General features: G+C 63.3%; 19 protein-coding genes. 6 read left to right on the plus strand and 13 right to left on the minus strand.

What is annotated here, in order from left to right; translation table 11 throughout:
- The first annotated feature begins 9 nt into the window (after positions 1-9).
- From Q0687_RS26585 to Q0687_RS26595, 3 genes are read left to right on the plus strand one after another with little or no spacing between them, the layout of a single operon-like run.
- Entirely contained in the window at positions 10-1335 is a 1326-nt protein-coding gene (locus Q0687_RS26585; protein ID WP_298883583.1) for a sugar ABC transporter substrate-binding protein, read from the plus strand.
- Complete coding sequence (locus tag Q0687_RS26590; RefSeq protein WP_298883585.1) at positions 1332-2270, plus strand: sugar ABC transporter permease; 939 nt, start codon at positions 1332-1334, stop codon at positions 2268-2270. The genes Q0687_RS26585 and Q0687_RS26590 overlap by 4 nt, the downstream gene beginning before the upstream one ends.
- A complete protein-coding gene (locus Q0687_RS26595; protein ID WP_298883587.1) occupies positions 2267-3106 on the plus strand; it encodes a carbohydrate ABC transporter permease in 840 nt (279 codons plus the stop codon). The genes Q0687_RS26590 and Q0687_RS26595 overlap by 4 nt, the downstream gene beginning before the upstream one ends.
- A gap of 69 nt (positions 3107-3175) precedes the next feature.
- Here the strand turns inward: Q0687_RS26595 and Q0687_RS26600 are convergent, their stop codons facing one another.
- On the minus strand, positions 3176-3970 hold the full coding sequence (locus Q0687_RS26600) for an NADP-dependent oxidoreductase (RefSeq protein WP_363323993.1): 795 nt from the start codon (positions 3968-3970) through the stop codon (positions 3176-3178).
- A 277-nt stretch (positions 3971-4247) separates the two neighbouring features.
- Positions 4248-5102 (minus strand): oxidoreductase, encoded by an 855-nt coding sequence (locus Q0687_RS26605; RefSeq protein ID WP_298883589.1) that lies wholly within the window; start codon positions 5100-5102, stop codon positions 4248-4250.
- Positions 5103-5217: 115 nt separating this feature from the next.
- Here Q0687_RS26605 and Q0687_RS26610 point away from each other — a divergent pair, with 115 nt between their 5' ends.
- Positions 5218-5769 (plus strand): TetR/AcrR family transcriptional regulator, encoded by a 552-nt coding sequence (locus Q0687_RS26610; protein ID WP_298883595.1) that lies wholly within the window; start codon positions 5218-5220, stop codon positions 5767-5769.
- Positions 5770-5851: 82 nt separating this feature from the next.
- On the opposite strand, the gene Q0687_RS26615 is transcribed toward Q0687_RS26610, so the two are convergent.
- The 3 genes from Q0687_RS26615 to Q0687_RS26625 form a co-directional block, all read right to left on the minus strand.
- The gene (locus tag Q0687_RS26615) at positions 5852-7504 is read right to left on the minus strand and encodes a regulator (protein WP_298883597.1); all 1653 of its coding nucleotides are present in this window, start codon (positions 7502-7504) and stop codon (positions 5852-5854) included.
- Positions 7505-7514: 10 nt separating this feature from the next.
- Positions 7515-8213, minus strand: a complete 699-nt coding sequence (locus Q0687_RS26620) for an isochorismatase family cysteine hydrolase (protein WP_298883599.1) — start codon at positions 8211-8213, stop codon at positions 7515-7517.
- A gap of 191 nt (positions 8214-8404) precedes the next feature.
- A complete protein-coding gene (locus Q0687_RS26625) occupies positions 8405-9358 on the minus strand; it encodes a hypothetical protein (RefSeq protein ID WP_298883602.1) in 954 nt (317 codons plus the stop codon).
- A gap of 163 nt (positions 9359-9521) precedes the next feature.
- Here Q0687_RS26625 and Q0687_RS26630 point away from each other — a divergent pair, with 163 nt between their 5' ends.
- Positions 9522-12998 carry an indolepyruvate ferredoxin oxidoreductase family protein gene (locus Q0687_RS26630; protein WP_298883604.1) on the plus strand — a complete coding sequence of 1159 codons (3477 nt, stop codon included), beginning with the start codon at positions 9522-9524 and terminating at the stop codon, positions 12996-12998.
- A gap of 136 nt (positions 12999-13134) precedes the next feature.
- Here Q0687_RS26630 and Q0687_RS26635 read toward each other — a convergent pair whose 3' ends face one another.
- The 4 genes from Q0687_RS26635 to Q0687_RS26650 all read right to left on the minus strand — a co-directional run bounded on the left by Q0687_RS26635 (position 13135) and on the right by Q0687_RS26650 (position 18096).
- A complete protein-coding gene (locus tag Q0687_RS26635; RefSeq protein WP_298883607.1) occupies positions 13135-14859 on the minus strand; it encodes an FAD-dependent oxidoreductase in 1725 nt (574 codons plus the stop codon).
- 58 nt (positions 14860-14917) lie between these two features.
- Positions 14918-15937, minus strand: a complete 1020-nt coding sequence (locus Q0687_RS26640) for a trypsin-like peptidase domain-containing protein (RefSeq protein WP_298883610.1) — start codon at positions 15935-15937, stop codon at positions 14918-14920.
- 103 nt (positions 15938-16040) lie between these two features.
- A complete protein-coding gene (locus Q0687_RS26645) occupies positions 16041-16490 on the minus strand; it encodes a hypothetical protein (RefSeq protein WP_298883613.1) in 450 nt (149 codons plus the stop codon).
- A gap of 7 nt (positions 16491-16497) precedes the next feature.
- Positions 16498-18096, minus strand: a complete 1599-nt coding sequence (locus Q0687_RS26650) for a GMC family oxidoreductase (protein WP_298883617.1) — start codon at positions 18094-18096, stop codon at positions 16498-16500.
- 200 nt (positions 18097-18296) lie between these two features.
- Between Q0687_RS26650 and Q0687_RS26655 the strand changes: the two genes are divergently transcribed.
- Entirely contained in the window at positions 18297-19079 is a 783-nt protein-coding gene (locus Q0687_RS26655; RefSeq protein WP_298883620.1) for a thermonuclease family protein, read from the plus strand.
- 214 nt (positions 19080-19293) lie between these two features.
- Here Q0687_RS26655 and cyoD read toward each other — a convergent pair whose 3' ends face one another.
- The 4 genes from cyoD to Q0687_RS26675 are packed head-to-tail and all read right to left on the minus strand — an operon-like array spanning position 19294 to position 23144.
- Complete coding sequence (gene cyoD, locus Q0687_RS26660; RefSeq protein WP_298883623.1) at positions 19294-19683, minus strand: cytochrome o ubiquinol oxidase subunit IV; 390 nt, start codon at positions 19681-19683, stop codon at positions 19294-19296.
- A complete protein-coding gene (locus Q0687_RS26665; RefSeq protein ID WP_298883626.1) occupies positions 19680-20321 on the minus strand; it encodes a cytochrome (ubi)quinol oxidase subunit III in 642 nt (213 codons plus the stop codon). Before Q0687_RS26665 ends, cyoD begins: the two co-directional genes overlap by 4 nt.
- Positions 20321-22321, minus strand: a complete 2001-nt coding sequence (gene cyoB / locus Q0687_RS26670; protein WP_298883695.1) for a cytochrome o ubiquinol oxidase subunit I — start codon at positions 22319-22321, stop codon at positions 20321-20323. Before cyoB ends, Q0687_RS26665 begins: the two co-directional genes overlap by 1 nt.
- The gene (locus Q0687_RS26675) at positions 22311-23144 is read right to left on the minus strand and encodes a cytochrome ubiquinol oxidase subunit II (RefSeq protein WP_298883629.1); all 834 of its coding nucleotides are present in this window, start codon (positions 23142-23144) and stop codon (positions 22311-22313) included. Before Q0687_RS26675 ends, cyoB begins: the two co-directional genes overlap by 11 nt.
- Positions 23145-23268: the final 124 nt, after the last annotated feature.

Below are 23268 nucleotides of genomic sequence, written 5' to 3' on the forward strand. Positions count from 1 at the left end.
GGGACTAAAGTGGCTGACCATAAGATCTCGCGCCGTACGCTGTTGACGGGCACCGCTGCGGCTGGCGCGCTCAGCCTCACCGGCTTTCCGGCGCGCGCCGAGGTGAATTGGAAGAAATATGCCGGCACCAAGCTGGAGGTGATCCTCGCCAAGGGCCCGCGCGGCGACAACCTGCAAAAATACGTCAAGGAATTCACCGAACTCACCGGCATCGAGGTCGAATCGGAGCAAATTCCCGAGCAGCAGCAGCGGCAGAAATGCGTCATCGAGCTCACCTCGGGCCGGCCGAGCTTCGACGTTGTCCATCTCAGCTATCATGTGCAGAAGCGGCAGTTCGAAAAGGCCGGCTGGCTCGCCGACCTCACGCCCTACATGAAAGACCCGACGCTGACCGCACCCGATCTCGTCGAAAGCGATTTCTCGGCCGCTGGTCTGCAATACGCCAAGAACGACAAGGGCCAGATGCTGTCGCTGCCCTGGTCGGTCGATTATTTCATTCTCTACTACAACAAGGAGCTGTTCCAGAAGAAGGGCGTCGCCGTCCCCAAAACCCTCGATGAGATGGTCGCGGCCGCGGAGAAGCTGACCGATCCCAAGGAAGGCATCTACGGCTTCGTCGGACGCGGTCTGCGCAATGCCAACATGACGTTGTGGACCAATTTCTTCCTCGACTATGGCGGGGAATTCCTCGACGCCAAAGGCAACATCCTGACCGACGGTCCCGAAGCGATCGCTGCGACAAAACTTTATCAAACGCTGCTGACGAAAGTCGCTCCGCCCGGCGTCGCCGGTTTCAACTGGATGGAGTCGATGGCCTCGTTCACGCAGGGACGTTCGGCCATGTGGATCGACGGCGTCGGCTGGGCGCCGCCGCTGGAAGATCCGGCCGCCTCGCGTGTGGTCGGCAAGGTCGGCTACACCGTCGTGCCCGCCGGACCGAAGGGGCAATATTCGGCAACCTATGGCGACGGCATCGGCATTGCCGCGGCGAGCAAGAACAAGGAAGCCGCCTATCTGCTTTGCCAGTGGATCGTCTCGAAGAAGCAGGGCGCGCGGCTCTTGCAAGCCGGTGGCGGCGTGCCATTCCGCAACTCCATCCTGAACGATGCGGAGGTCCAGAGCGGTGTCAAAATGCCGAAGGAATGGCTGCAGTCCGTGATCGATTCCGGCAAGATCAGCAAGCTCGGCCTACCGGTCGTGATCCCGGTTGCCGAATTCCGCGACATCGTCGGCGCGGCGCTCACTGCGACCTTGTCCGGCGCCGATCCCGCAGCGGAGCTGAAGAAAGCGAACGATCAATTTCGTCCGATTCTGGAGCGTAGCGAAAAGGCGTGAGTGCGTTGACACAATCAACTCCGGCCGCGGCACAGTCTGATGCCGCGCCGGAGAAGGAATTGCGGCCGCCGTCCTATTGGCCGTTCGTGATACCGGCGCTGGTCGTCGTGCTCGCGATCATCATCTTCCCATGGGTCTTCACCATCTGGATGAGCCTGAACGAATGGAAGGTCGGTTCGCCGACCACCTTCGTCGGGGTCTCCAACTATCTGCGACTGACCGGCGATCCGCGCTTCATCGAGGCGATCGGACATACGCTGGTCTACACCGTGCTGTCCGTGCTGCTGCCGCTCGTGTTCGGGACGTTCGCGGCCGTGGTGTTCCACCAGAAATTCGCCGGCCGCGGCTTCCTGCGCGGCATCTTCATCATGCCGATGATGGCGACGCCGGTGGCGATCGCGCTGGTCTGGACCATGATGTTCCACCCGCAGCTCGGCGTGCTCAACTATCTGCTGTCGCTGGTCGGGATTCCCGCGCAGCTCTGGGTGTTTCATCCGGCGACGGTGATCCCCTCGCTGGTGCTGGTTGAGACCTGGCAGTGGACGCCGCTGGTGATGCTGATCGTGCTCGGCGGCCTCGCTGCGATCCCGACCGAGCCTTACGAGAGCGCACAGATCGACGGCGCCAGCCTCTGGCAGGTGTTCCGCTTCATCACGCTGCCGCTGATCATGCCGTTCCTGTTCATCGCCGGCATGATCCGCATGATCGATGCCGTAAAGAGCTTCGACGTCATCTTTGCGATCACGCAGGGCGGACCGGGCTCGGCGTCGGAGACGATCAACATTTATCTCTACAGCGTCGCCTTCACCTATTACGACCTCGGTTACGGCTCGGCGATCGCGGTCGTGTTTTTCCTGCTGATTGTCCTGCTTGCGGCGGTGATGCTCTATGCCCGCCAGCGCATGCTGTGGACCGAGATCGCGAGCGACGCATGACTCCAAGCCGCTTCAACATGCGTCAAATCATCGGCAAGATCAGCCTGTGGTTCGCGGTGCTCGTCATCGTGTCGCCGGCCATTTTGTTCTTCCTCTGGATGCTGTCGCTCTCGCTCAAATTCGAGATCGACAACGCCGCCTACCCGCCGGTGTTCATTCCGGAGCATTTCGCCTGGAAGAACTATACCGACGTGCTCGCCTCCAATCGCTTCGTGACTTATTTCTTCAACAGCCTGATCGTCACCGGCAGCGCCACGGTACTGGCGCTGATGGTCGGCGTCCCCGCCGGCTACGGCATTGCGCGGATGGCCGCGCATAAATCTGCAATCGTAATCCTGATCGCTCGTATCACGCCCGGCTTGTCCTATCTGATCCCGCTGTTCCTGATGTTCCAATGGCTCGGCCTGCTCGGTACGCTGGTGCCGCAGATCATCATCCATCTCGTGGTGACGGTGCCGATCGTGATCTGGATCATGATCGGCTATTTCGAGACGACGCCGCTGGAGCTGGAAGAAGCCGCCCTGATCGACGGCGCCGGCCGCTGGCAGGTGTTCCGGCACGTCGCGCTGCCGATCGCAAAGCCCGGCATCGCGGTCGCCTTCATTCTCGCGGTGATCTTCTCCTGGAACAATTTCGTGTTCGGCATCGTGCTGGCGGGACGCGAGACCCGCACCCTGCCCGTCGCCGTCTACAACATGATCTCGTTCGACCAGCTGAGCTGGGGCCCCCTCGCCGCGGCCGCCCTGATCGTCACCCTCCCGGTGCTGCTGCTCACGGTGTTCGCACAGCGGCAGATCGTGGCCGGCCTCACGGCGGGAGCGGTCAAGGGCGGATGATCGCACTTCGTCCGCGAAACTGCTCCCAGCACTCTCAATGGCACGATCGACAGCTCCCTCTCTCGGCATTTATTTGATCTGGACGACGACCTTCCCCTTCGCTCGCCCGGTCTCCAGATATGCAAGCGCCTCTTTGGCCTGCTCGAACGGAAAGACCTTGTCGATCACCGGCCGGATGCTCGCTGCCTCGAGAAGCTCACCGATCTCTGCGAGCTGACCGCCGTCCGGTTGGACGAACAGGAAGGAGTAGGCGACGCCGCGCGTCTTGGCGCGGCGAACGATCTTCCAGCTCAGCAAGCCGAACACCAGCACCATTAACGCGTTCATGCCTCGGGCGCGAGCGAATGGACCGTCAGGTGGACCAACGAGCGAGACAATCGCGCTCCCAGGCTTCAATATTTGAAGCGACTTCTCGATTGCATCGCCTCTGATTGTCCCCAGCACGGCATCGTAGCTGCGCAACACATCCTCAAACTGCTGCTTCTTGTAGTCGATCACCTCGTCGGCTCCAAGGCTCCGGACCAAGCCTACATTTCCGGTACTCGTCGTCGTTCCCACCTTCGCGCCGAGGTATTTCGCGAGCTGGATCGCGAAAGTACCGATACCGCCCGCACCCGCGGGAATGAACACCTTCTGACCGGGCTGGAGCCGTGCGCGCACCCTGAGTGCTTGCCACGCAGTCAGTCCAACCATCGGGATCGAAGCCGCCTGCACGAAGCCCAGATTTTCCGGCTTGAGCGCAGCGGCTGCCTCAGGCACCGTTGCGAACTCAGCGAGTGCGCCCGTGCCGCTCACGTCGAAGACGCTGGCGAAGACGGCATCGCCCGGCTTGAAGCGAGTGACCCGACTTCCGACCTCCACCACGACACCGGCGAGATCGCTGCCCAGCGTGGCCGGAAGCTGAAAGCGAAGGATAGGCTTGAACATTTCCTCTCGGAATCATGTTGTCGACGGGATTCAAGCCGGCTGCTTGGACCTGGACGAGAATCTCGTTCGGCTTCGGCACTGGCCGAGGGAGATCAACGAACGCGATCTGGTCCGGTCTGCCATAACGCTTGAAGACGAGAGCTCTCATGTTTGCCTATGTCCGGTTGGTGGGTCGTCGCTGTGGATAGGAGGCGTTTGCACCGACCGCGCGCGGTCAGAACGTACGCGCGGTGCGGTGTGGTTGCGATGCGGCCTCCGCGTCGAGCCGCAGGTCCTTTCGAAGCCCGGCGTCGACCAGACCAGAGGGCGCAAACCTGCGAAGCAACCGCAGGCGGTGCGCGAGCTTGCCCGCCGTGTAGCGGACTTTCGGATGTGCCGCGCTGGCCGCCTTCAGAACGGTCTCGGCCACGACGCCAGGTCCCTCGGCCGTTGTCATCACCTCGTTCACCCGCTTGCTGACATGCGTACGAGTCGCGCGGTATTCATCGAGCTTGGCATCGGGCTCCATGAAATTCGCGTCGAATGGAGTCTTCGTGTAGGCAGGCTCGATGACGGTGACCCGGATGCCCCTCATGCGCAGCTCGTGGTCGAGCGATTCCGAATAGCCTTCCACCGCGTGCTTGGTGGCGGCGTAGAGCGCTCCGTAGGGCATCGGCAGAAAACCGAGCACGGAGCCGATGTTGACAATGCGACCACTTCCCCGGCGTCGCATGTGAGGCACGACGGCGCGCGTCATCCGGATCAGTCCGAAGAAGTTCGTTTCGAAAATCGATCGGGCCTGTTCGATCGAGCTCTCTTCCGCGCCCGCGGGGGCAACGCCGAAACCGGCATTGTTCACGAGCAGATCGATGCGGCCGTCGCGCCGCATCACTTCGCTCACGGCAGCTTCGACGGATTCGTCACTGGTCACGTCGAGGGCAACCATCTCGAACGACCGCTTGCCCTGGGCTCCCCGTCTGCTGGTGCCGTACACCTTGTAGCCGGCTCTCGCCAGCCGCTCCGCAGTGGCCTCGCCGATGCCTGATGAGGCGCCGGTAACGAGGGCAATCTTCATGTCGGTCGAATTCACGAGCTCTCTCCTAAAAGGGTGCCAGTCCCAAACATTTTAGATTACGATCGTAATTATTGATATAGATGACGATCGTCACTATAATTGTCAAGAGCGGGACTCAAGGATCTGCGACATGCGCGTTTCAAAGGAACAGGCGGCCAAAAATCGCGAGCGTATTCTCGAGGCCGCCTCCCGCCTCATGCGAGAGCGCGGTATCTCCGGGATGGGTGTCGATGCATTGGCCGACGCCGCCGGGATGACCCATGGCAGCATGTACAGCCAGTTTGGCTCCAAGGAGCGGCTTGTCGAAGAAGCCGTCGCCCATGCCATCGCCGCCAAAAGGCGCGAAGTGCCCGAGGGGTTGGCACTTGGAGAGTACGTGTCCGAATACCTCTCGGAGAGGCATCGCGACGAGCCCGGAAGCGGCTGCCCTTTCGCGGCGTTGGCCTGTGAGATGTCGCGCCAAAGCGGCGACGTGAGAGAACGGTTTACTGCCGGATTCCGGGGGATGATCGGGCTGCTGAGTGGCCGAATGGCCTCGGCGCTCAAGCCGCGACAGCGCGAAGAGGAAGCGCTCGCGATGGCCGCCTCCATGGTCGGGGCACTGGTACTTGCCCGGGCCGTCAACGATCCCAAACTGTCGGACGACATTCTTCGCGCGACCAGGAACAGGTTGGGCGATTGATCGGTCGTTACAGCGCGCTTTGGCCAATAAAAGCGGCCGGCCGAAACGACGTCGCCCGGCTGGTTTTCATGGTTTCTTTGCCCTACTCCGCCGGCGCGGCGTGCATCTCCGGATGCGCGGCATAATGCTCGGTGGTGCCGAGCTTGCTCGCTGCAAACAGCCCGGCTGCCATGACGGCATAGGCGAACGCCACCGCGGGCGTGACACCAAAACCGCCGCCGATGCCGACGGCTTCGCCGTGCATGAAGCCGAAATAGGTGAGGACTGCACCGACAAGTGCGAAGGCCGACGCCTTTTCGAAGTCGCGCTCGATGATGAAGACGCCGATCGCGCCCAGGATCAGGCCGCCGAGGATGGAGCCACCACCCATGACCTCGAGGCCGTGATAGAACACGCCCTGCTGCGGCAGCGCGGCGATTGCCGCTAGCTTGACCGCGTCGGCCTTGTCGGCCGCCATGCCACCGACGGTGGCCGCCGCATTCATCGTCGAGCCCAGCATCGTGTCGATCTGCAGCTTGGCCCAGGCGGCGAGATGCGGGGTCAGCGCCAGCACGATCGCCGGTGCGTGTTTGACCGGCGTGGTCTGGAACGCCTGCGCGCCGATGAGCATGCCGATATAAAGCAGGATCGGCGAGATCGCGACCACGGGCACCAGCGCCAGCAGCACCGAGATGATGCCGAACCAGGCCAGCACCACCACCATGATGCCGGTCGCGGCGGAGTAACCGATACGGCCGCCCATCGCTTTCCAGCCGGGATGGCCGATATAGACGGCGTTGATGAAGGGATTGCCCATCAGGCAGCCGATCAGGCTGACAACGCCGTCGGCGGTCAAAACGCGCGTGGTCGGGTATTCGTCGCCGGCAGCTTCCGCGCTCTCCACATTGTCCATGGCCTCGACGAGGTCGTAGATGCCGAACGGAATGGCGGTAACCAGGATGACGCCAAGATATTCGAAGCCGGAGAAGACGTAGCCCACGGCTGGAAGCGGCACCGAGAAGCCGAAGTTTGCGAAAGCCGCGCTCACGCCCGCGATGCTCAACCCGCCAAGGCCGAGCCCGAACAGATTCGAACCCCAGGCGATGATCATGCCCGCTGCAATCGCAACAAGTCCCGCAGGAATGCCCTTCGGATATTTCACGCCGCCGAACCAGCTCACCAGGATGATGGCGAAGCAGACGAGACCAATCTGCGGCGTCATGTACATCTCGAGCGCCGGCCGCATCGAGATGAAGGTGATGGAGACGCCGGCAAGGGTGCCGAGCAGCGCCGCGCGCGGGGTGATCTTGCGGATGAACGGCGCGATGAAGCCGCCGATCATCAGGATGAAGCTCTGGAAGAACACCCAGACCAGGCCCGCCGACCAGCCCTTGAGCGGATCGCCGGTCTTGAGCGTAATCGGCAGCATGATCACGAAGGTGACGATGAACATGTGCGGGACGCTGACGCCCGAGGGCAGCGCGCAGACATCGCTGCGGCCGGTCTTCTGCGCGAGCCGATAGGCGAGGAAAGCGTAGTAGAAGGTGGAGAGGCACATCATCAGCCCGAGCGCGGGCAGGATGCGGCCGAACACGAGGCTGTCAGGCATCTTCAACACGAAGCGCAGCAGGCCCGTGAGCACCAGCATGTTGACGAGGATGTTGGTGCCGAAGCCGAAAAACGCGTTCCAGTCGCCCGATGTCCATAGCGCCGGTTTAAACTCGGGCTTGCCGGCCGTCCCCGTCAATGTGCTCATGAGAATACCCCTATGTGGTCGAAACCTTCATCGCCTCCAGTACTGCGGCGGAGTCCGCGACCCAGCCGAAGATGCCGCCCTGGGCCTTGATCATCTTCAGGCCCATCTCGTGAAACTCGGGGAAGTAAGACGCGCAGCCATCCGAGATGACGACGCAGCGATAGCCGCGGTCATTGGCCTCGCGCACAGTCGTGTTGACGCACACTTCGGTGGTGACGCCGCACACGAGCAGATTCTCGATGCCGTATTTCTCGAGCACGTCCGTGAGCTCGGTGGCGTAGAACGCGCCCTTTCCGGGCTTGTCGATCACGACCTCGCTGTCGAGCGGATAGAGCTCGGGGATGATGTCGTGGCCGGCCTCGCCGCGAATAAGGATGCGGCCCATCGGCCCGGGATCGCCGATGCGCAACGACGGCGCGCCGCGCTCGACTTTCGCCGGCGGCGCATCGGACAGATCAGGCAGATGGCCTTCGCGGGTATGGATCACCAGCATGCCGGTGTCGCGTGCGGCCTTCAGCACCGCGCCAATCGGCTTCACCGCGCGCGCGAGCTGGCTGACGTCATTGCCGAGTGTCTCGCCGAAGCCGCCCGGCTCCATGAAGTCGCGCTGCATGTCGATGATCACAAGGGCGGTCGAGGACCAATCGAGCTTGATCGGCTCGGGCTCGGCGCTGATGACGCCCAGTGTCGGCTTGGTTGAGTTCAACATGACGCCCTCGCGAGAACTCTCTTTGCCAGGAGTTCTGCAAGCGCCATGCCATTGTGTACAATTGCGCAGGCGTCAGGGCGGCAAGGGAAATCGTTGCGCGCTCAGAAGGTTACGGCAGAGATCAATGTCTGCTTATTCCCTGTGCGACGGCTTTGCGACGTGCACTTGCTCAAAGGATGAGCGGGGGCGACCTATCGCCCCGCCCCATACAGCCGTCGATACTCCTCCTCATACGGCGCATAAGAGTCCTTCAGCGTCGCCATGTTCAGCAGCATGGTCGCGATGATCGCGCCAGCCTTATCGAACACCCGCGTTTTGACCCAGGCACTTTCGGTGCGGCGGCTGCCGGACAGTGCGACCACTTCTCGCTCGACCTCATACTCTTCGTCGACGAAGAGCGGTCCCTTGATCAGCCGAATCTCCTGGTCGGCAAACAGGCCGACGGCGGGGCCCTTCGCCGGCAGCGGATCGTCCTTGGAGCGGTACTGGAACAGCACGCTCAGCATCTCCATCGGGATGATCGCCTTTCGCCACGGATTGTCGGCGCTCGAATAATACGGCGAGTTTTCGGTGATGACGGCGAGCTTCTGTCTGAGCGAGAACGGATAGAGGTCGCCCATGTTCTGGTCGAGCGCCATCCGCACCGTCTGCCGCTTGCTGGTCTGCGCCACCTTGACGTCACGCAGGATGACGGGATCGGCGAGCGGGTTGAGCTCGGTCAGGCGCGTCTCAAGCGCGGTCGCGGCCTGGGCATCGCCGATCGAAGCCGTCCCGCGCAGCACCTCGGTGCCGTCGCGTTTCATCATCTGGACCTGGCACTGGCTCGTTCTGGGCAAAGGTTTCGACAGGATCGCCTGCACCTCCTCGCCTTCGAAGCAGGCATTGCGATAATGCGCGGACAGACAGCCGCTCTCGAACCACGCCCGTCCCCACAGCCGCGCGCCCAGCGGCGCGAACTGACTGAAATGCGTGGGCCCCTCGATGGTGCCGCCCTTGAAGCCAAGTTTCTGCGCGGTCGCGTCGTCATGGATGGAGGCGTGCGCGTCGTAAACCTGCGCGTGCAGCATCTGGCGGGGTTGGCGCCATGGCCCGATCAAGGCCTCTGCGGTTTCGGTGATCTCGGTATGGAACGCGCTTGTAGTCATGGGCTCCTCCACAGGCAGCCATGACTAGCAGGAGCGCCACGGATGCGGCCAGCGATATTGACTTCGGTGCGCCATGCTCTTGAGTACCAACACCCGCTTCGCAAGTCGCCCATCTTTCCGCGGCGCAAAATTCCCAATCGATGCGACGACAAGGACTCCTGAAATGACGCTGTTGCAGGTCGAGCTGGACGACAAATACCGGCTCGAATCGAAGCGGATCTTCCTGTCCGGCACCCAGGCTTTGGTCCGCCTGCCCATGTTGCAGCGCGAACGCGACCGGCTCCAGGGACTCAACACTGGCGGCTTCATCTCAGGCTATCGCGGTTCCCCGCTCGGCATGTATGACCACGCGCTGTGGCGCGCGAAGTCGCACCTGCAGCAGCATGACATCGCCTTCGTCCCCGGCCTGAACGAGGACCTGGCGGCGACCGCCGTCTGGGGCAGTCAGCAGGTCGGCCTGTTTCCCGGTGCCAAGGTCGATGGCGTGTTCGGCATATGGTACGGCAAAGGCCCAGGCGTCGATCGCTCGGTCGACGCGCTCAAGCATGCCAACGCGGCCGGCACCTCGCTCCATGGCGGCGTGCTAGCGCTGGCCGGCGACGACCATGGCTGCCAGTCCTCCACGCTGGCGCATCAGAGCGAGCAGGTGTTCGCTGCGGCACTGATCCCTGTGATCAATCCGGCCACGCTGCAGGACTATCTCGATCTCGGCCTCTACGGTTTCGCGCTGTCGCGGTTCTCCGGCTGCTGGGTCGGCTTCAAGGCGATCAGCGAGACAGTGGAAAGCTCGGCCTCGATCGACAGTGATCCTGAACGGGTCAAGATCGTGCTCCCTGACGATTTCGAGATGCCGCTCGGCGGCCTCAACATCCGCTGGCCCGATCCGCCGCTGGAGGCCGAGAAGCGCCTGTTCGGCCCGAAGATGGCCGCAGTGCAGGCTTTTGCCCGCGCCAACCAGCTCGACCGCATCGTGCTCGATTCCAAGCCCGCGCGCCTCGGCATCGTCGCGACTGGCAAGGCCTATCTCGATCTGCGCCAGGCGCTTGCCGATTTGGGCATTACCGACAAGGACGCGCAGGATCTCGGCTTGCGCATCTACAAGGTCGCGCTGACCTGGCCGCTGGAGGAAAGCGGCGCGAAGCGCTTTGCCGAAGGCCTACAGGACGTGCTTGTCGTCGAGGAGAAGCGCGGCTTCATCGAAGACCAGCTGATGCGCATCCTCTACAACATTGATGCCTCAAGACGTCCGACCGTAACAGGCAAGCGCGACGAGCGCGGCGCGCCGCTGCTGCCGAGCGAAGGCGAGCTGACGCCGACCATCGTCGCGGGTGCGCTGGTGGCGCGTTTGCGCAAGCTCGGGCATCACAGCCCGGTGCTGGAGCAGCGCCTCGCACGGCTCGAGGCCTTCGACAATCCTGTCACCACAAGCACCCAGATCAAGCTCGCGCGCACGCCGTTCTTCTGCTCGGGCTGCCCGCACAACACCTCGACCCGCGTGCCGGAGGGCAGCCGCGCCATGGCGGGCATCGGCTGCCATGGCATGGCGCTGAGCATGCCGACCCGCCGCACCGATCTGATCTCGCATATGGGCGCCGAGGGCGTGAATTGGATCGGCCAGTCGCCCTTCACCACCGAGAAGCATATCTTTCAGAATCTCGGCGACGGCACCTATACGCATTCCGGCTTGCTGGCGCTGCGCGCGGCTTCTGCTGCCGGCATCAACATCACCTACAAGATCCTCTACAACGACGCTGTCGCGATGACCGGCGGCCAGCCCGCCGAAGGCGCCTTCAACGTCGCACAGATCGCGCATCAGGTCTGGGCCGAGGGCGTCAAGCGCCTTGCGATCGTCTCCGACGATCCCGGCAAATACCCCGAAGGCAATTATTTCCCGCAAGGCGCAACCATCCATCACCGCCGCGAGCTCGATGCCGTGCAGCGCGAGCTGCGCGACATCAAGGGCCTCACCGTCGTCATATATGACCAGACCTGCGCCGCCGAAAAGCGCCGCCGGCGCAAGCGCGGGCTCTATCCCGATCCCGCCAAGCGCGCCTTCATCAACGAGCTGGTCTGCGAAGGCTGCGGCGATTGCTCGCTGGCCTCCAACTGTGTCTCGGTGCAGCCGTTGGAAACCGAGTTCGGCCGCAAGCGCCAGATCGACCAGTCGAACTGCAACAAGGACTTTTCCTGCGTCGAAGGTTTCTGCCCGAGCTTTGTCACCGTGCATGGTGGCACGCTCAAGCGGATGAAGACCTCGGCGGTGGACTCCGGCCAGCTGTTCGCCGATCTGCCGCTGCCGCCCGCGCGTGAGCTTGATGGGCCCTACAACATCCTCGTCACGGGTATCGGCGGCACCGGTGTCATCACCATCGGCGCCCTGCTCGGCATGTCCGCCCATGTCGACGGCCGCGGCTGCTCCGCGCTCGACTTCACCGGCCTGTCGCAGAAGAACGGCGCGGTGATGAGCCATGTGCGCATCGCACCAAAGCCGGAAGATATCTCGGCCGTCCGCATCAGCACGGGCGGCGCCGACGTCATTCTGGGCTGCGACATGATCGTCTCGGCCGGCCCCACCGCGCTCAGCCGCGCCGAACGCGGCGTGACCAAAGCCTTCATCAACGCCGATCTGCAGCCGACCGCGAGCTTCGTGCAGAACCCCGATATCGATTTCGAGATGGGCACGATGCAGACCGTGCTGCGCGACGCCGTCGGCGACAAGAACCTCGACATCATCGATGCCACCGGCATCGCGGCGGCGCTGATGGGCGACAGCATCGCGACCAATCCCTTCATGCTCGGCTTCGCCTTCCAGAAGGGCGCGATCCCGCTGTCGTTGGAGGCGCTGCTGCGCGCCATCGAGATCAACGGTGCCGCGATCGAGATGAACAAGCTCGCCTTCACCTGGGGCCGTCTCGCCGCTCACGACATGTCGCGGGTGCGCAGCGTGCTGCAGTTCAAGAGCCCCGCGGCCGCACCGACCAAGTCGCTCGACGACATCGTTGCGACCCGCGCCGAGTTCCTGACAGGCTACCAGGACAAGGCCTATGCCGATCGCTACCTCGCGGCGGTCGCCAAGGTGCGCAAGGCGGAAACGGCCGCTTCGCCCGGGTCTTCGGATCTGACCGAAGCCGTGGCAAAGAATCTGTTCAAGCTGATGTCCTACAAGGACGAGTACGAAGTCGCGCGGCTCTACACCGATGGCAGCTTTGCAAGAAAGGTCTCGGAGAAGTTCGAAGGAGACTTCACGCTGAAGTACCATCTGGCGCCGCCGATCTTCGCAAAGCGCGACAAGACGACCGGACGGCTCCAGAAGCAGGAGTTCGGCGGCTGGATGATCCACGCCTTTCGCGTGCTGGCGAAGCTCAAATTCCTGCGCGGCGGCGCGTTCGATCCGTTCGGTCGCACCGAGGAGCGCCGGACCGAGCGGAAGCTGGTCGTGGATTATCTCGGCATGATCGACCAGCTAGTGGCCGGGCTGAAGGCGGAGCAGATCCCGCTGCTGACGCGGCTCGCGCGTGTGCCGGAGAGCATCCGCGGATTCGGCCACGTCAAGGAAGCCAACATCAAGCTGGCGGCAGCCGAGAAGGCGCGGCTGGAGGCGGAGCTGGAGAACAGCCGCTTTGCCGCGGCGGCGGAGTAATCGTTAGGGGACGTAAGGCCCTCACCACTCATCGTCGCGAGGAGCGAAGCGACGAAGCAATCCAGAATGCCTCCACTGAGGAATTTCTGGATTGCTTCGCTGCGCTCGCAATGAGGGGATAGAGCGAGGGCGATAATTAGACAGCCGCCTTCGCAGCACTCGACGCTGTTGCCGCCCCCTCCGCCAGATGCCGGCCCGCGATATAGGCGAACGTCAACGCCGGCCCGAGCGTGATGCCCGGCCCCGGATAGTTCCCGTTCATGATCGAGCCCATGTCGTTGCCGCAGGCGTAGAGCCCCGCGATCGGCGTGCCGTCCTCGCGCAGCACGCGCGCCTGCGCATCGACCCTCATGCCGATCGCCGTGCCGAGATCGGCCGGATAGATCCGCATCGCAAAGAACGGCGCGCTGACGATGGGAGCAACGCAAGGATTGGCCCTGTGCGCGGCATCGCCGAGATGCCGCTGATAGATCGTGCTGCCACGCCCGAATTCGGGATCGCGACCTTCCCTCGCGTCGGCATTGTAGGCCGCGATCGTCGCTGTGAGCACAGCCGGCTTGATACCGAGCTTCGCCGCGAGCTCTACGATGTCAGGCGCCTCGATCAACTCACCGCTCATCACGTAGCGCCGCACGCCGCGCGTGAACGGCTTGACGCGGCCGAGGCCGTAGCTCCACAGGAACGGGCGATCGCAGATCAAATAGAACGGCCGGTCCGGCTCGCCGTTGCCGTCGCGCAGCATGGCGAGCACGAACTCATGGTACGACAGCGCCTCGTTGACGAAGCGCCGGCCGGCAGCATTGACGGCTATGACGCCGGGCTTGGCACGATCGGTCACCGTGTGCGGGAAGACACCGCGGCTACCGTCGGCACGTCGGAACAGCGAGGCTGGGACCCAATAGGCCGGGCTCGTCGCCTCTGTATTGAGCGCGGCTCCGGCCGTCGCCGCAAGGCGAAGCCCATCGCCCGTGCTTGAAGTGTTGGTGGCCGAGACCGACCCAGCCGCCGCGGGGAAGAAGCGCTTGCGTAAAACAGCATCGTGCGAAAAGCCACCCGTCGCGATGACCACGCCGCGGCGTGCGGCAATCGAACGGTCGCGTGAGCCATGGCGGATGACCACGCCGCAGACGCGATTGCCTTCCATCGACAAATCCTCGACGTCGGCACTGAAGAGGATCTCGACCTGCCGCGCCAGCAGCGACGCATACAGTCGCCCAGCAAGCGCATTGCCGAGGTGCAACGTCGTGCCACGCGGGCTGCGCAGCCGCTGGAAGGCGTATTGGGAAACGAGCCGCGCCGCCCTCAAGGTCGAACGCAACGACTTTCCGATTCGGCGCAGATGTAGAATGTCGAGACGATTGACCATCATGCCGCCGAACAGCGTGAACTCGGGCAATGGCGCGCGCAGCCGCGCGAAATGCGCCCCCAGCCGCCTGCCATCGAACGCGACTGGCTCCAGCGCGCGCCCGCCTGACGTTGCGCCCAGCCGCTCCGGGTAATAATCCGGATAGACCTTCACCGGCTGGAGGCGAACTTCCGTGTTGGCTTCGAGATAGGCGACCGCCTCAGGTCCGCGCGCGAGGAAGGCGGCGCGCAATCCCGCGTTGGCGGGCTCTGGCACGGTGCCCGACAAATATTGGACAGCGTCCGTGATGCTGTCAGAGAGCCCCGCTTCCTTCATCTTGGGATTGGCGGGGATCCAGACCATGCCGCCCGACCACGCGGTGGTGCCGCCGACAAAGGCGGTCTTCTCGATCACCAGCACGCGCAGACCTTCGGCGGCGGCAACTGCCGCAGCCGTCATGCCGCCGGCGCCAGCGCCGATGACAATGACGTCGTAGGTCTCATGCGCCGGCATCACGCGGCAGGGGTCCGGAAGCGAGGCATGACACCGTCATACCCCGCCTGCCGTCCGGCAGCTAGCGCTGCGGCTTGCGCTCTACGGGATCGATGTCGATTGCCCGCAGGCGACCGAGCCGCAACACGTCCATGGCGAGCCGCCGACCGATGCGGTCGCGGTCGAGCACGCGGATCAGATCGTCGACGCCGTTGATCTCGACACCGTCGAGCCTGATCACGACGTCGCCGGGCAGCAGGCCCGCCTTCGCCGCCGGGCCGTCCTGCTCGATCTGCATCAACAGCGCACCCATCTTGTTCTCGACGCCGGCCAGCACCGCGTGCCGCCGCGGCACCGGGGCGGTCTGCCCGGCAACACCGATAAAGGCGCGGCGGACATAGCCGTGGCGGATGATCTCCGACAGCACGAATTGCGCCGTGTTGCTGGCAACTGCAAAGCAGATGCCTTGCGCACCATTGATGATCGCCGTGTTGATGCCGATCACCTCGGCATTCGACGACACCAGCGGCCCGCCGGAATTGCCAGGGTTGAGCGCGGCGTCGGTCTGGATCACGTCCTCGATGGTGCGACCACTGACCGAGCGGATCGAGCGCCCGAGCGCCGACACCACACCGGCGGTGACGGTCGATTCGAATCCGAGCGGATTGCCGATCGCGATCACGAGCTGTCCGCGCCGCAGGCTCTTGGAGTTGCCGAGCGCTGCATAGGGCAAATCCCGCGCGCCATTGGCGCGCAGCAGCGCGAGGTCCGTATCGGGATCGACGCCCAGCACGCGCGCGTCACCGACATGGCCCTCGACGTCCCGCAGCCGGATCTCCTTGGACGAGCCGACCACATGGCTGTTGGTGAGGACGAGTCCGTCAGGCGAGATCACGATGCCGGAGCCGAGCCCGCCGCGCTCGCGTCTATCAGGCACCTTTGGCCCGGTCTCGACGCGCACGACGGCAGGGCCGACGCGGTCGGTCACGTCGATCACGGCATTGGAATAGGCGTCCAGCAGGGCCCGATCATCGACCGGGCCAGGTTCTGTCGTTCGCGATGACGTTGCGTCATCGACGATATCTGAAGTGAAATCCAGCATGGCAAAAGTCCTTGAGGTCCACACAGATGGTCGCCTGTTCCGTCAGGCGCAAGGTGCCCGCCCGGAGCGCAAGGCTAGACTGCCCCGTTGACTACCCAAGTGGCTAGGGCGCGCGCCGCAACGTGCCGCCCCTGGCCCTGACCGGATCGAGCAGCGACCAGTCGCCATCGGGGAGCACATAGCCTTTGGGAAACGGTGCGCGCAGCTCGAGGCCAAGCGAGCGCAGCACGCGGTCGTCGCGGTAGTAGCATTGCAGGACGACGCGAACGAGCGTTGCCGCGGCCGCACCGCCGTTCTTGCGAAATTCCTGCGCCACGGCATTGCGCTTCGTCGCGTCGAGCTCGGCGAAAGGTTGGCCTGCGAGCCGTGCCAGATGATCCAGCGCCGCCACCACCAATCTGGTGTCGCGGCCGAGGGTCGCAAGGACATCGGCCTGGATCGCAGCATCGTCGGCGCCGGGCACTTTGTACTCGTCGCTGGCGGGAACGATCATCCCGGCGATGGTGCGAAGGTCGTCGCGCTGAGCGCGCGTGAGCTGATTGTCTGCGGTCATAGCGGCCTCAGTCGAACAAGTTGGCGAGACGCTGCTTCATCTGATCGGCGATGTAGAGCGCGAGGGCCTGGATGGTGGAGGTCGGGTTCACACCGCCCGAGGTGACGAAGATGCTGCCGTCGACGATGAAGAGGTTTTTGACGTCGTGCGTTCGGCCCCATTCGTTGACGACGGAGCGCTTGGGATCGGTGCCCATGCGCGCGGTGCCGAGCAGATGCCAGCCGCCCCAAGGGATCGGCGAATTGACGCAGATGTCTGTCGCGCCGGCCGTCTCGAGAACCTCGCGGCCGCGGGCGAGCGCATGGTCCATCATCTTCCGGCTGTTCTCCGAGATCGTGTAGTCGATCTTCGGCGCGGGAATGCCGTGGCTGTCCTTCAACACGGGATCGAGCGTGACTTGATTATGCTCCTCCGGCAGGTCCTCGCAGATCGCGGAGAAGCCGAGCCTGTGGCCGTTGAGCTTGCGGAAGACGCGGTGATGATCCTCGCCCCACGGCAGAATGCCCTTCTGCTCGCTGACCACGGCCTCGAACACCGGCCCTGCTCCGCGCACGAACTGCACCCCATAGCCACGCACGAAGCCGCGCGACAAATCCGTGTCGTACCACTCCTTGCTCCACAGGCAGGTCGGCGGCGCGCGATTGCTATCGGTCGGCTCCTTCACATAGCCGTAGATCTGCGCATAGGGGTGGAACATCAGATTCTTGCCGACGAGACCCGATGAATTGGCAAGGCCGTTCGGGAAGCGGTCGGACTTGGAGTTGAGCAGCAGCCGCGGCGTGCCGACGCCATTGCAGGCGATGATCACGACATGCGCTGGCTGGAACTGCTCGACGCCGTCCTTGTCGTAATACACCACGCCGGTGGCCATGCCGTTCTCGTCGGTGGTGATCTCGCGCACCCGGCAATGCGTGCGCAGCTCGACGCCGGCGCGAACCGCATGCGGCCAATAGGTGATGTCGGTCGACGATTTCGCGCCTTGTGCGCAGGCCGGCGTGCAATGGCCGAGATTGACGCAGCGGGCACGGCCCTCATAGTCCATGGTCGCGACCGTCGTGTCCGACGGCCACCAGTGCCAGCCAAGCTTGTTCATGGCTTTGGCGATGATGGCGCCGGACAATCCCATCGGTTGCTGCGGCATCGGCGGATGCGTCAGCGGCGAGAGCGGATCGCCTGATAGCCCCGACGTGCCCATCATGCGGTCGTTCTCTTCAAAGAACGGCGTCAGCGCGTCATAGTCGATCGGCCAGTCGTCGGCGACACCGTCCAGCGTCTTCACCTTGAAATCGGAAGGATGCAGCCGCGGCCAATGCGCGGTGTACATCACTGTCGAGCCGCCGACGGCGTTGTAATTGACGACCTTGATCGGCGAATTGTCGTCGTTAACAGGATAATCCTCGGGCCGGCCGCGGACATTGGGGCTCGATGACCACTCGCCGAAGAACCTGGCCTCCCAGTCCCGGCCCGTACTTGGATATTCCGCCGGATTCATCCAGCCGCCCTGCTCCAGGCAGACGATGTGCATCTTGGTCTCGGCCAGCGACCACGCCACCACCGCGCCAGAAGCGCCGGCGCCGATGATCAGGACGTCCACGGGGTCTTTCATCGACAAGTCTTCCTCCCGCCGTCGCCGCTTCTCGGGCGATTCGGCCATCACGGCTCACTAGGCCGCCGAACGATAGGGGTAGACCGGCCGGCGAGTAAAGGCTGGCTGGCGAATGTCGCACTTCGCACAGCGCAGACCATTGGTCTGGCGACTGCCGAATGCTAGGAACGAGGAGCAAGAGCAATCGATAGCGAGAAATTATGTCCTTCGAAAATTCATTGGCCCGCGCCTTCGTCCTTGTTTTATTTCTCGCTCTGTCCGCATTTTTGGGGACCTCCAGTCCTGCCACCGCGCTGACTGCGGCTGCGACGGTCCGGGACGCCAATTCGATCCAGCTTGGCGACGTCGTCTACCGGCTCGATGGCGTCGATGCGCCCGAGCTGGACCAGGTCTGCATCGACGACCATGCCGATCCCTGGACCTGCGGCATCGAGGCCCGCGACCAGCTCGCCAAGCTGATCGGCACTAAGCCGGTGCGCTGTGACGACGTCGGGCCTGAGAAGAATTTTGGCAAGCGCCACCGCGCGATCTGCACGGTCGAGGGCGAGAAGGTATCGTTGAACGAGCAACTGGTCAGGCTGGGCTTTGCCATCGCGCGCGAGCCGCTCAAGGCCAACGTCAAGCCGGCGGCTGCCGAGGCAAAGGCGGCCTCGGCCGGCATCTGGAAGGGCTGCTTTGTTGCACCGCAAGAATTCCGCACCGGCAAGAAGGACGGCGCCCTGCTCGGCGCCGCCTGCCGCCCGGACCGCGACAAGGAGATTCGCGCGGTGCTGTTTCCCGAGGAGATGACGGCACCGCCAAACTGCGCCATCAAGGGCAAGCTCGCGGTGCGCGCCCGCGTCACCGGTAATATCGGCATCTATCACCTCAGGGGCTGCCCGAGCTATGCCGCGACGACCAAGCCGGACCGCTGGTTCTGCTCTGAGGACGACGCGCAGGCCTCGGGCTTCCGCAAGGCCTACAATTGCCGCCGGCCAAAGTGAACTTTTGGTTCACGCAGCCGTGAGTGGTAGACCGAGACAGTAATGATCCGGAATTGAACTGAAACGGGAGTTGCTGCACTTATATGTGTACGCAAGCGCTTTGCGCGGGCGTTTCCTTGGCAGACGATCCTCATCGGATTGTCCTTGCTCGGGCGTTTCCTCCCTAGACTTGGGCCGCTTGTCACTCACAAGCGGCTCTTCTTTTTTGTGCGGTCTAGCTGTGCATCCGAATGAACTGGTCCATCGGCGGCATGTTCTGGTTGAGATGCGACATGATCCAGACGGTGCCACCGACCACCAGAAAGACGACCAGAAGCCCGAAGGCCAACGCCAGCACGTTGTTGGTGTTGTCGGGTCCGGTGGTGATGTGCAGGAAGAAAACGAGGTGCACGCCCATCTGCGCAATCGCCAGCACGATCAGTGCGACCGGGATCGAGGGCTGCCAGACCAGGTCGGTGCCAGCGATGAAGAACGAGGTCGCGGTGAGCAGCAGCGCAAGACCCAGGCCGACGACGTAGCCGATGATACGCTCGCCAACGCTGTGTTGCTCTTCATCGCCAGGCGCGATGTCATGTTCGACATGCATGTGCGTCTGATCGCTCATACGCCACTCCCAAGCAAATAGACGACGGAAAAGACGCCGACCCAGATGATGTCGAGCGCATGCCAGAACAGCGCAAAGCACATCATCCGGCGCAGCACGTCGGCGCGAAAGCCCTTGGCAAAGACCTGCGCCATCATGGTGAGCAGCCAGAGCACGCCGGCCGAGACATGCAGGCCGTGGCAGCCGACAAGCGAGAAGAATGCGCTCAGGAAGGCGCTGCGCGACGGGCCATAGCCGCGGGAGACGAGGTCGGCGAACTCCCTGAACTCGATGGCGAGGAAGATCAGCCCGAGCACGCAAGTTACGGTCATGCCGAGATAGAACCAGAAGCGGTTGCGCACGTCGGCGGCGATGCTGGCCATACCGCAGGTGAAACTCGACAGCAGCAGGCAGACGGTTTCGATCGCGACGTTGCGCTGCTCGAAAATCTCCGAGCCCTTCGGACCGTCGGCGGTCTGGCTGACCAGCACGGCGTAGGCCGCAAAGAAGCAGGAGAACATCACGATGTCGGAGAGCAGGAACACCCAAAAGCCATAGGCGGTCACGGTCCGCTTCGGCGCGGGCCCGGGATGCTCGACGACAACTCCTATGTGATGGGGATCGGCATGCGCGCGGCCGACGGTCGCGGTCATCGACATCAGATCGCCCCCGCCATGCTGACGAGGTTCCGCCGCTCCTCCAGATTGACGCGGTCGATCGCAGCGACCTCCGCGGCCGGAATGACGTATTCGTCGTGGTCGCGCCACGCGAACACGACGAAGGTCGCGAAAGCGCCGAGGCTGCCCAAGATCACCAACCACCAGATGTGCCAGATCAGCGCAAAGCCCATGATCGTGGCGAAGAACGCGCAGACAAAGCCGGTCGGCGAGTTCCGGGGCATTTCGATGTCGTGATATTCGGGCTCTTCGTGCTCGAGCGATTGCTGTTGGGCAGCGATCTTCATGTCCCAATAGGCATCCTCGCCGCGGACGTCAGGGTGGAAGGCGAAGTTGAACACCGGCGGCGGCGACGAGGTCGCCCATTCCAGGGAGCGGCCGTCCCAGGGATCGCCGGTGCGGTCGCGCAACGCCTCGCGGTTGCGGATGCTGACGACGAGCTGCATGATCTGGCAGATCACGCCGATCGACAGCACGGCCATGCCGATCGCCGCCACGATCATCCACGGGCGCCACTCCGCAACATCATAGTGCTGCATGCGTCGCGTCATGCCGAGCATGCCGGCGACATAAAGCGGCACGAAAGTAATGTAGAAGCCTGAGAAGGTGAACCAGAACGCCAGCTTGCCCCAGCGCTCATCGAGGCGGAATCCGAACGCCTTGGGAAACCAGTATTCGAAACCGGCGAAGGCGCCGAACAGCACGCCCCCGATGATGACGTTGTGGAAGTGCGCCACCAGGAACATGCTGTTGTGAAGCATGAAGTCGGCCGGCGGCACGGCAACCAGCACACCGGTCAAGCCGCCGATGATGAAGGTAACCATGAAGCCCACCGCCCACAGCATCGGCGTCGCAAAGCGAATGCGGCCGCCATACATCGTGAACAGCCAATTGTAGATCTTCACGCCCGTCGGCACGGCGATGATCATGCTGGCGATGCCGAAGATGGCATTGACGTCGGGCCCCGCGCCCATCGTGAAGAAATGATGCAGCCAGACCATGAAGGAGATGACGCAGATCGCCATGGTCGCCAGCACCATGGAGCGATAGCCGAACAGCGCCTTGCCCGAAAAGGTCGAGACCACCTCGGAGAAGATCCCGAACGCCGGCAGCACCAGGATGTAGACCTCCGGATGCCCCCAGGCCCAGATCAAATTCATGAACATCATGACGTTGCCGCCGGCCTCATTCGTGAAAAAGTGGAAGCCGAGATAGCGGTCGAGCAGCAGCATCGCGAGCGTCGCGGTGAGGATCGGAAACGCCGCGACGATCAGGAGGTTCGAAGCCAGCGTGGTCCAGCAGAACATCGGCATGCGCAGATAGTTCATGCCTTTGGTCCGCAGCTTCAGCACCGTCGTGACGAGATTGATGCCGGCGACCAGCGTGCCGACGCCGGAGATCTGGAGCGACCAGGCGTAATAGTCGACACCGACGCCGGGCGAATAGGACAGCTCCGACAGTGGCGGAAAGGCAAGCCAGCCGGTCCGGGCGAACTCGCCGATCACCAACGACAGGTTGACCAATAGCGCACCCGTCGCCGTCAGCCAGAAGCCGACGGAATTGAGCGTCGGAAACGCGACGTCTCGCACGCCAAGCTGCAGCGGCACGATCAAATTCATCAGCCCGATCACGAACGGCATCGCTACGAAGAAGATCATGATGGTGCCGTGCGCCGAGAAGATCTGGTTGTAGTGCTCCGGCGGCAGATAGCCCTGGGACTGATAGGCGATTGCCTGCTGGATCCGCATCATGATGGCGTCGCTGCCGCCGCGCAGCAGCATCATCGAAGCGAGCAGGATGTACATGACGCCAATGCGCTTGTGATCGACGCTGGTGATCCATTCGTGCCAGAGATAGGGCAAATGGCCTTTCACGACGACCCAGATCAGCACGGCGAGGATTCCAGCCAGCACCACGCCGCCCGCAATCAGTGGGATCGGCTGATCGAACGGGATGGCCGACCAGTCGAGCTTACCGAGCATCATGGCCTCCACTGTGGGGGCGGCCGGCATCGGACATGAGCTCCGGTCCCGGTCCTGGCGGAATGTGCTGGGTTGCTATCAGGTTGAACAAGCGCGGGTCTTCAAGCCGATAGGTCGGCTTACCCTTCTCGATGCCCTGCTGCATGAGCTTCTTGTAGCTCTCCTCGTTCAGCACGGCGTCGGTCTTCGCCGTGGTCGCCACCCAATCCGGAAATGACAGCGGCGAGATCACATTGACGTCGAACATCATGTCCGGAAAGCCGTCGCCGGAGAAATGGGCCGACATGCCCTTGAGCTTCCCCTCATTGTCGGCGCGGAGGTTCAGCCGCGTCACCATGCCGTTCATGGTGTAGATCATGCTGCCGAGCTGCGGGATGAAGAACGTGTTCATCACGCTCGACGACGTCAGCTGAAAATTCAGCTCGGCGCCGGCCGGCACCGTCAGCGTGTTGACCGTGGCGATGCGCTGGTCCGGATAGATGAACAGCCATTTCCAGTCGAGCGACACGGCCTGGATGCGGACGGGACTTCCCGTGCCCGGCACGGGCGCTGCGGGATCGAGCTGGTGCGAACCGATCCAGGCGACGCCGCCGAGCAGGATCACGGTCAGCGCCGGGATCGCCCACACCACCATCTCGACGCGGCCGGAATAGACGAAGCCGGGCTGGAAGCGTGCTTTCGTGTTGGAGGCGCGGAACCAGAACGCAAAAGCCAGGATCGCAAAAATGGTCGGCACCACGATCGCGAGCATGATGAAGACGGAATCGACCAGAATGGTGCTGTTGGCCGCAGCCACCGGCCCTTGTGGATCGAGCAGATTCATCGGCAAGCCACTGGCGATCAGGAGAACCCCAAGGGGAGCGTAACGCCAAAAACTCCCCCGCCACAAACGCAGTTGCGTGAAGACGGTTCCCGGCCATCGCAGCTCAACCGCGGCATATCTCGTC

The organism is uncultured Bradyrhizobium sp., from assembly GCF_936928535.1.
Lineage (GTDB): Bacteria > Pseudomonadota > Alphaproteobacteria > Rhizobiales > Xanthobacteraceae > Bradyrhizobium.

Coding starts and splice junctions, on each gene's coding strand:
- Q0687_RS26615 (WP_298883597.1), bottom strand. CDS start 7,504: ATGAGCACATTGACGGGGACGGCCGGCAAGCCCGAGTTTAAACCGGCG.
- Q0687_RS26645 (WP_298883613.1), bottom strand. CDS start 16,490: ATGACCGCAGACAATCAGCTCACGCGCGCTCAGCGCGACGACCTTCGC.
- Q0687_RS26595 (WP_298883587.1), top strand. CDS start 2,267: ATGACTCCAAGCCGCTTCAACATGCGTCAAATCATCGGCAAGATCAGC.
- Q0687_RS26610 (WP_298883595.1), top strand. CDS start 5,218: ATGCGCGTTTCAAAGGAACAGGCGGCCAAAAATCGCGAGCGTATTCTC.
- Q0687_RS26640 (WP_298883610.1), bottom strand. CDS start 15,937: ATGCTGGATTTCACTTCAGATATCGTCGATGACGCAACGTCATCGCGA.
- Q0687_RS26675 (WP_298883629.1), bottom strand. CDS start 23,144: ATGAATCTGCTCGATCCACAAGGGCCGGTGGCTGCGGCCAACAGCACC.
- cyoB (WP_298883695.1), bottom strand. CDS start 22,321: ATGCTCGGTAAGCTCGACTGGTCGGCCATCCCGTTCGATCAGCCGATC.
- Q0687_RS26630 (WP_298883604.1), top strand. CDS start 9,522: ATGACGCTGTTGCAGGTCGAGCTGGACGACAAATACCGGCTCGAATCG.
- Q0687_RS26620 (WP_298883599.1), bottom strand. CDS start 8,213: ATGTTGAACTCAACCAAGCCGACACTGGGCGTCATCAGCGCCGAGCCC.
- Q0687_RS26655 (WP_298883620.1), top strand. CDS start 18,297: ATGTCCTTCGAAAATTCATTGGCCCGCGCCTTCGTCCTTGTTTTATTT.
- Q0687_RS26650 (WP_298883617.1), bottom strand. CDS start 18,096: ATGAAAGACCCCGTGGACGTCCTGATCATCGGCGCCGGCGCTTCTGGC.
- Q0687_RS26625 (WP_298883602.1), bottom strand. CDS start 9,358: ATGACTACAAGCGCGTTCCATACCGAGATCACCGAAACCGCAGAGGCC.
- cyoD (WP_298883623.1), bottom strand. CDS start 19,683: ATGAGCGATCAGACGCACATGCATGTCGAACATGACATCGCGCCTGGC.
- Q0687_RS26665 (WP_298883626.1), bottom strand. CDS start 20,321: ATGTCGATGACCGCGACCGTCGGCCGCGCGCATGCCGATCCCCATCAC.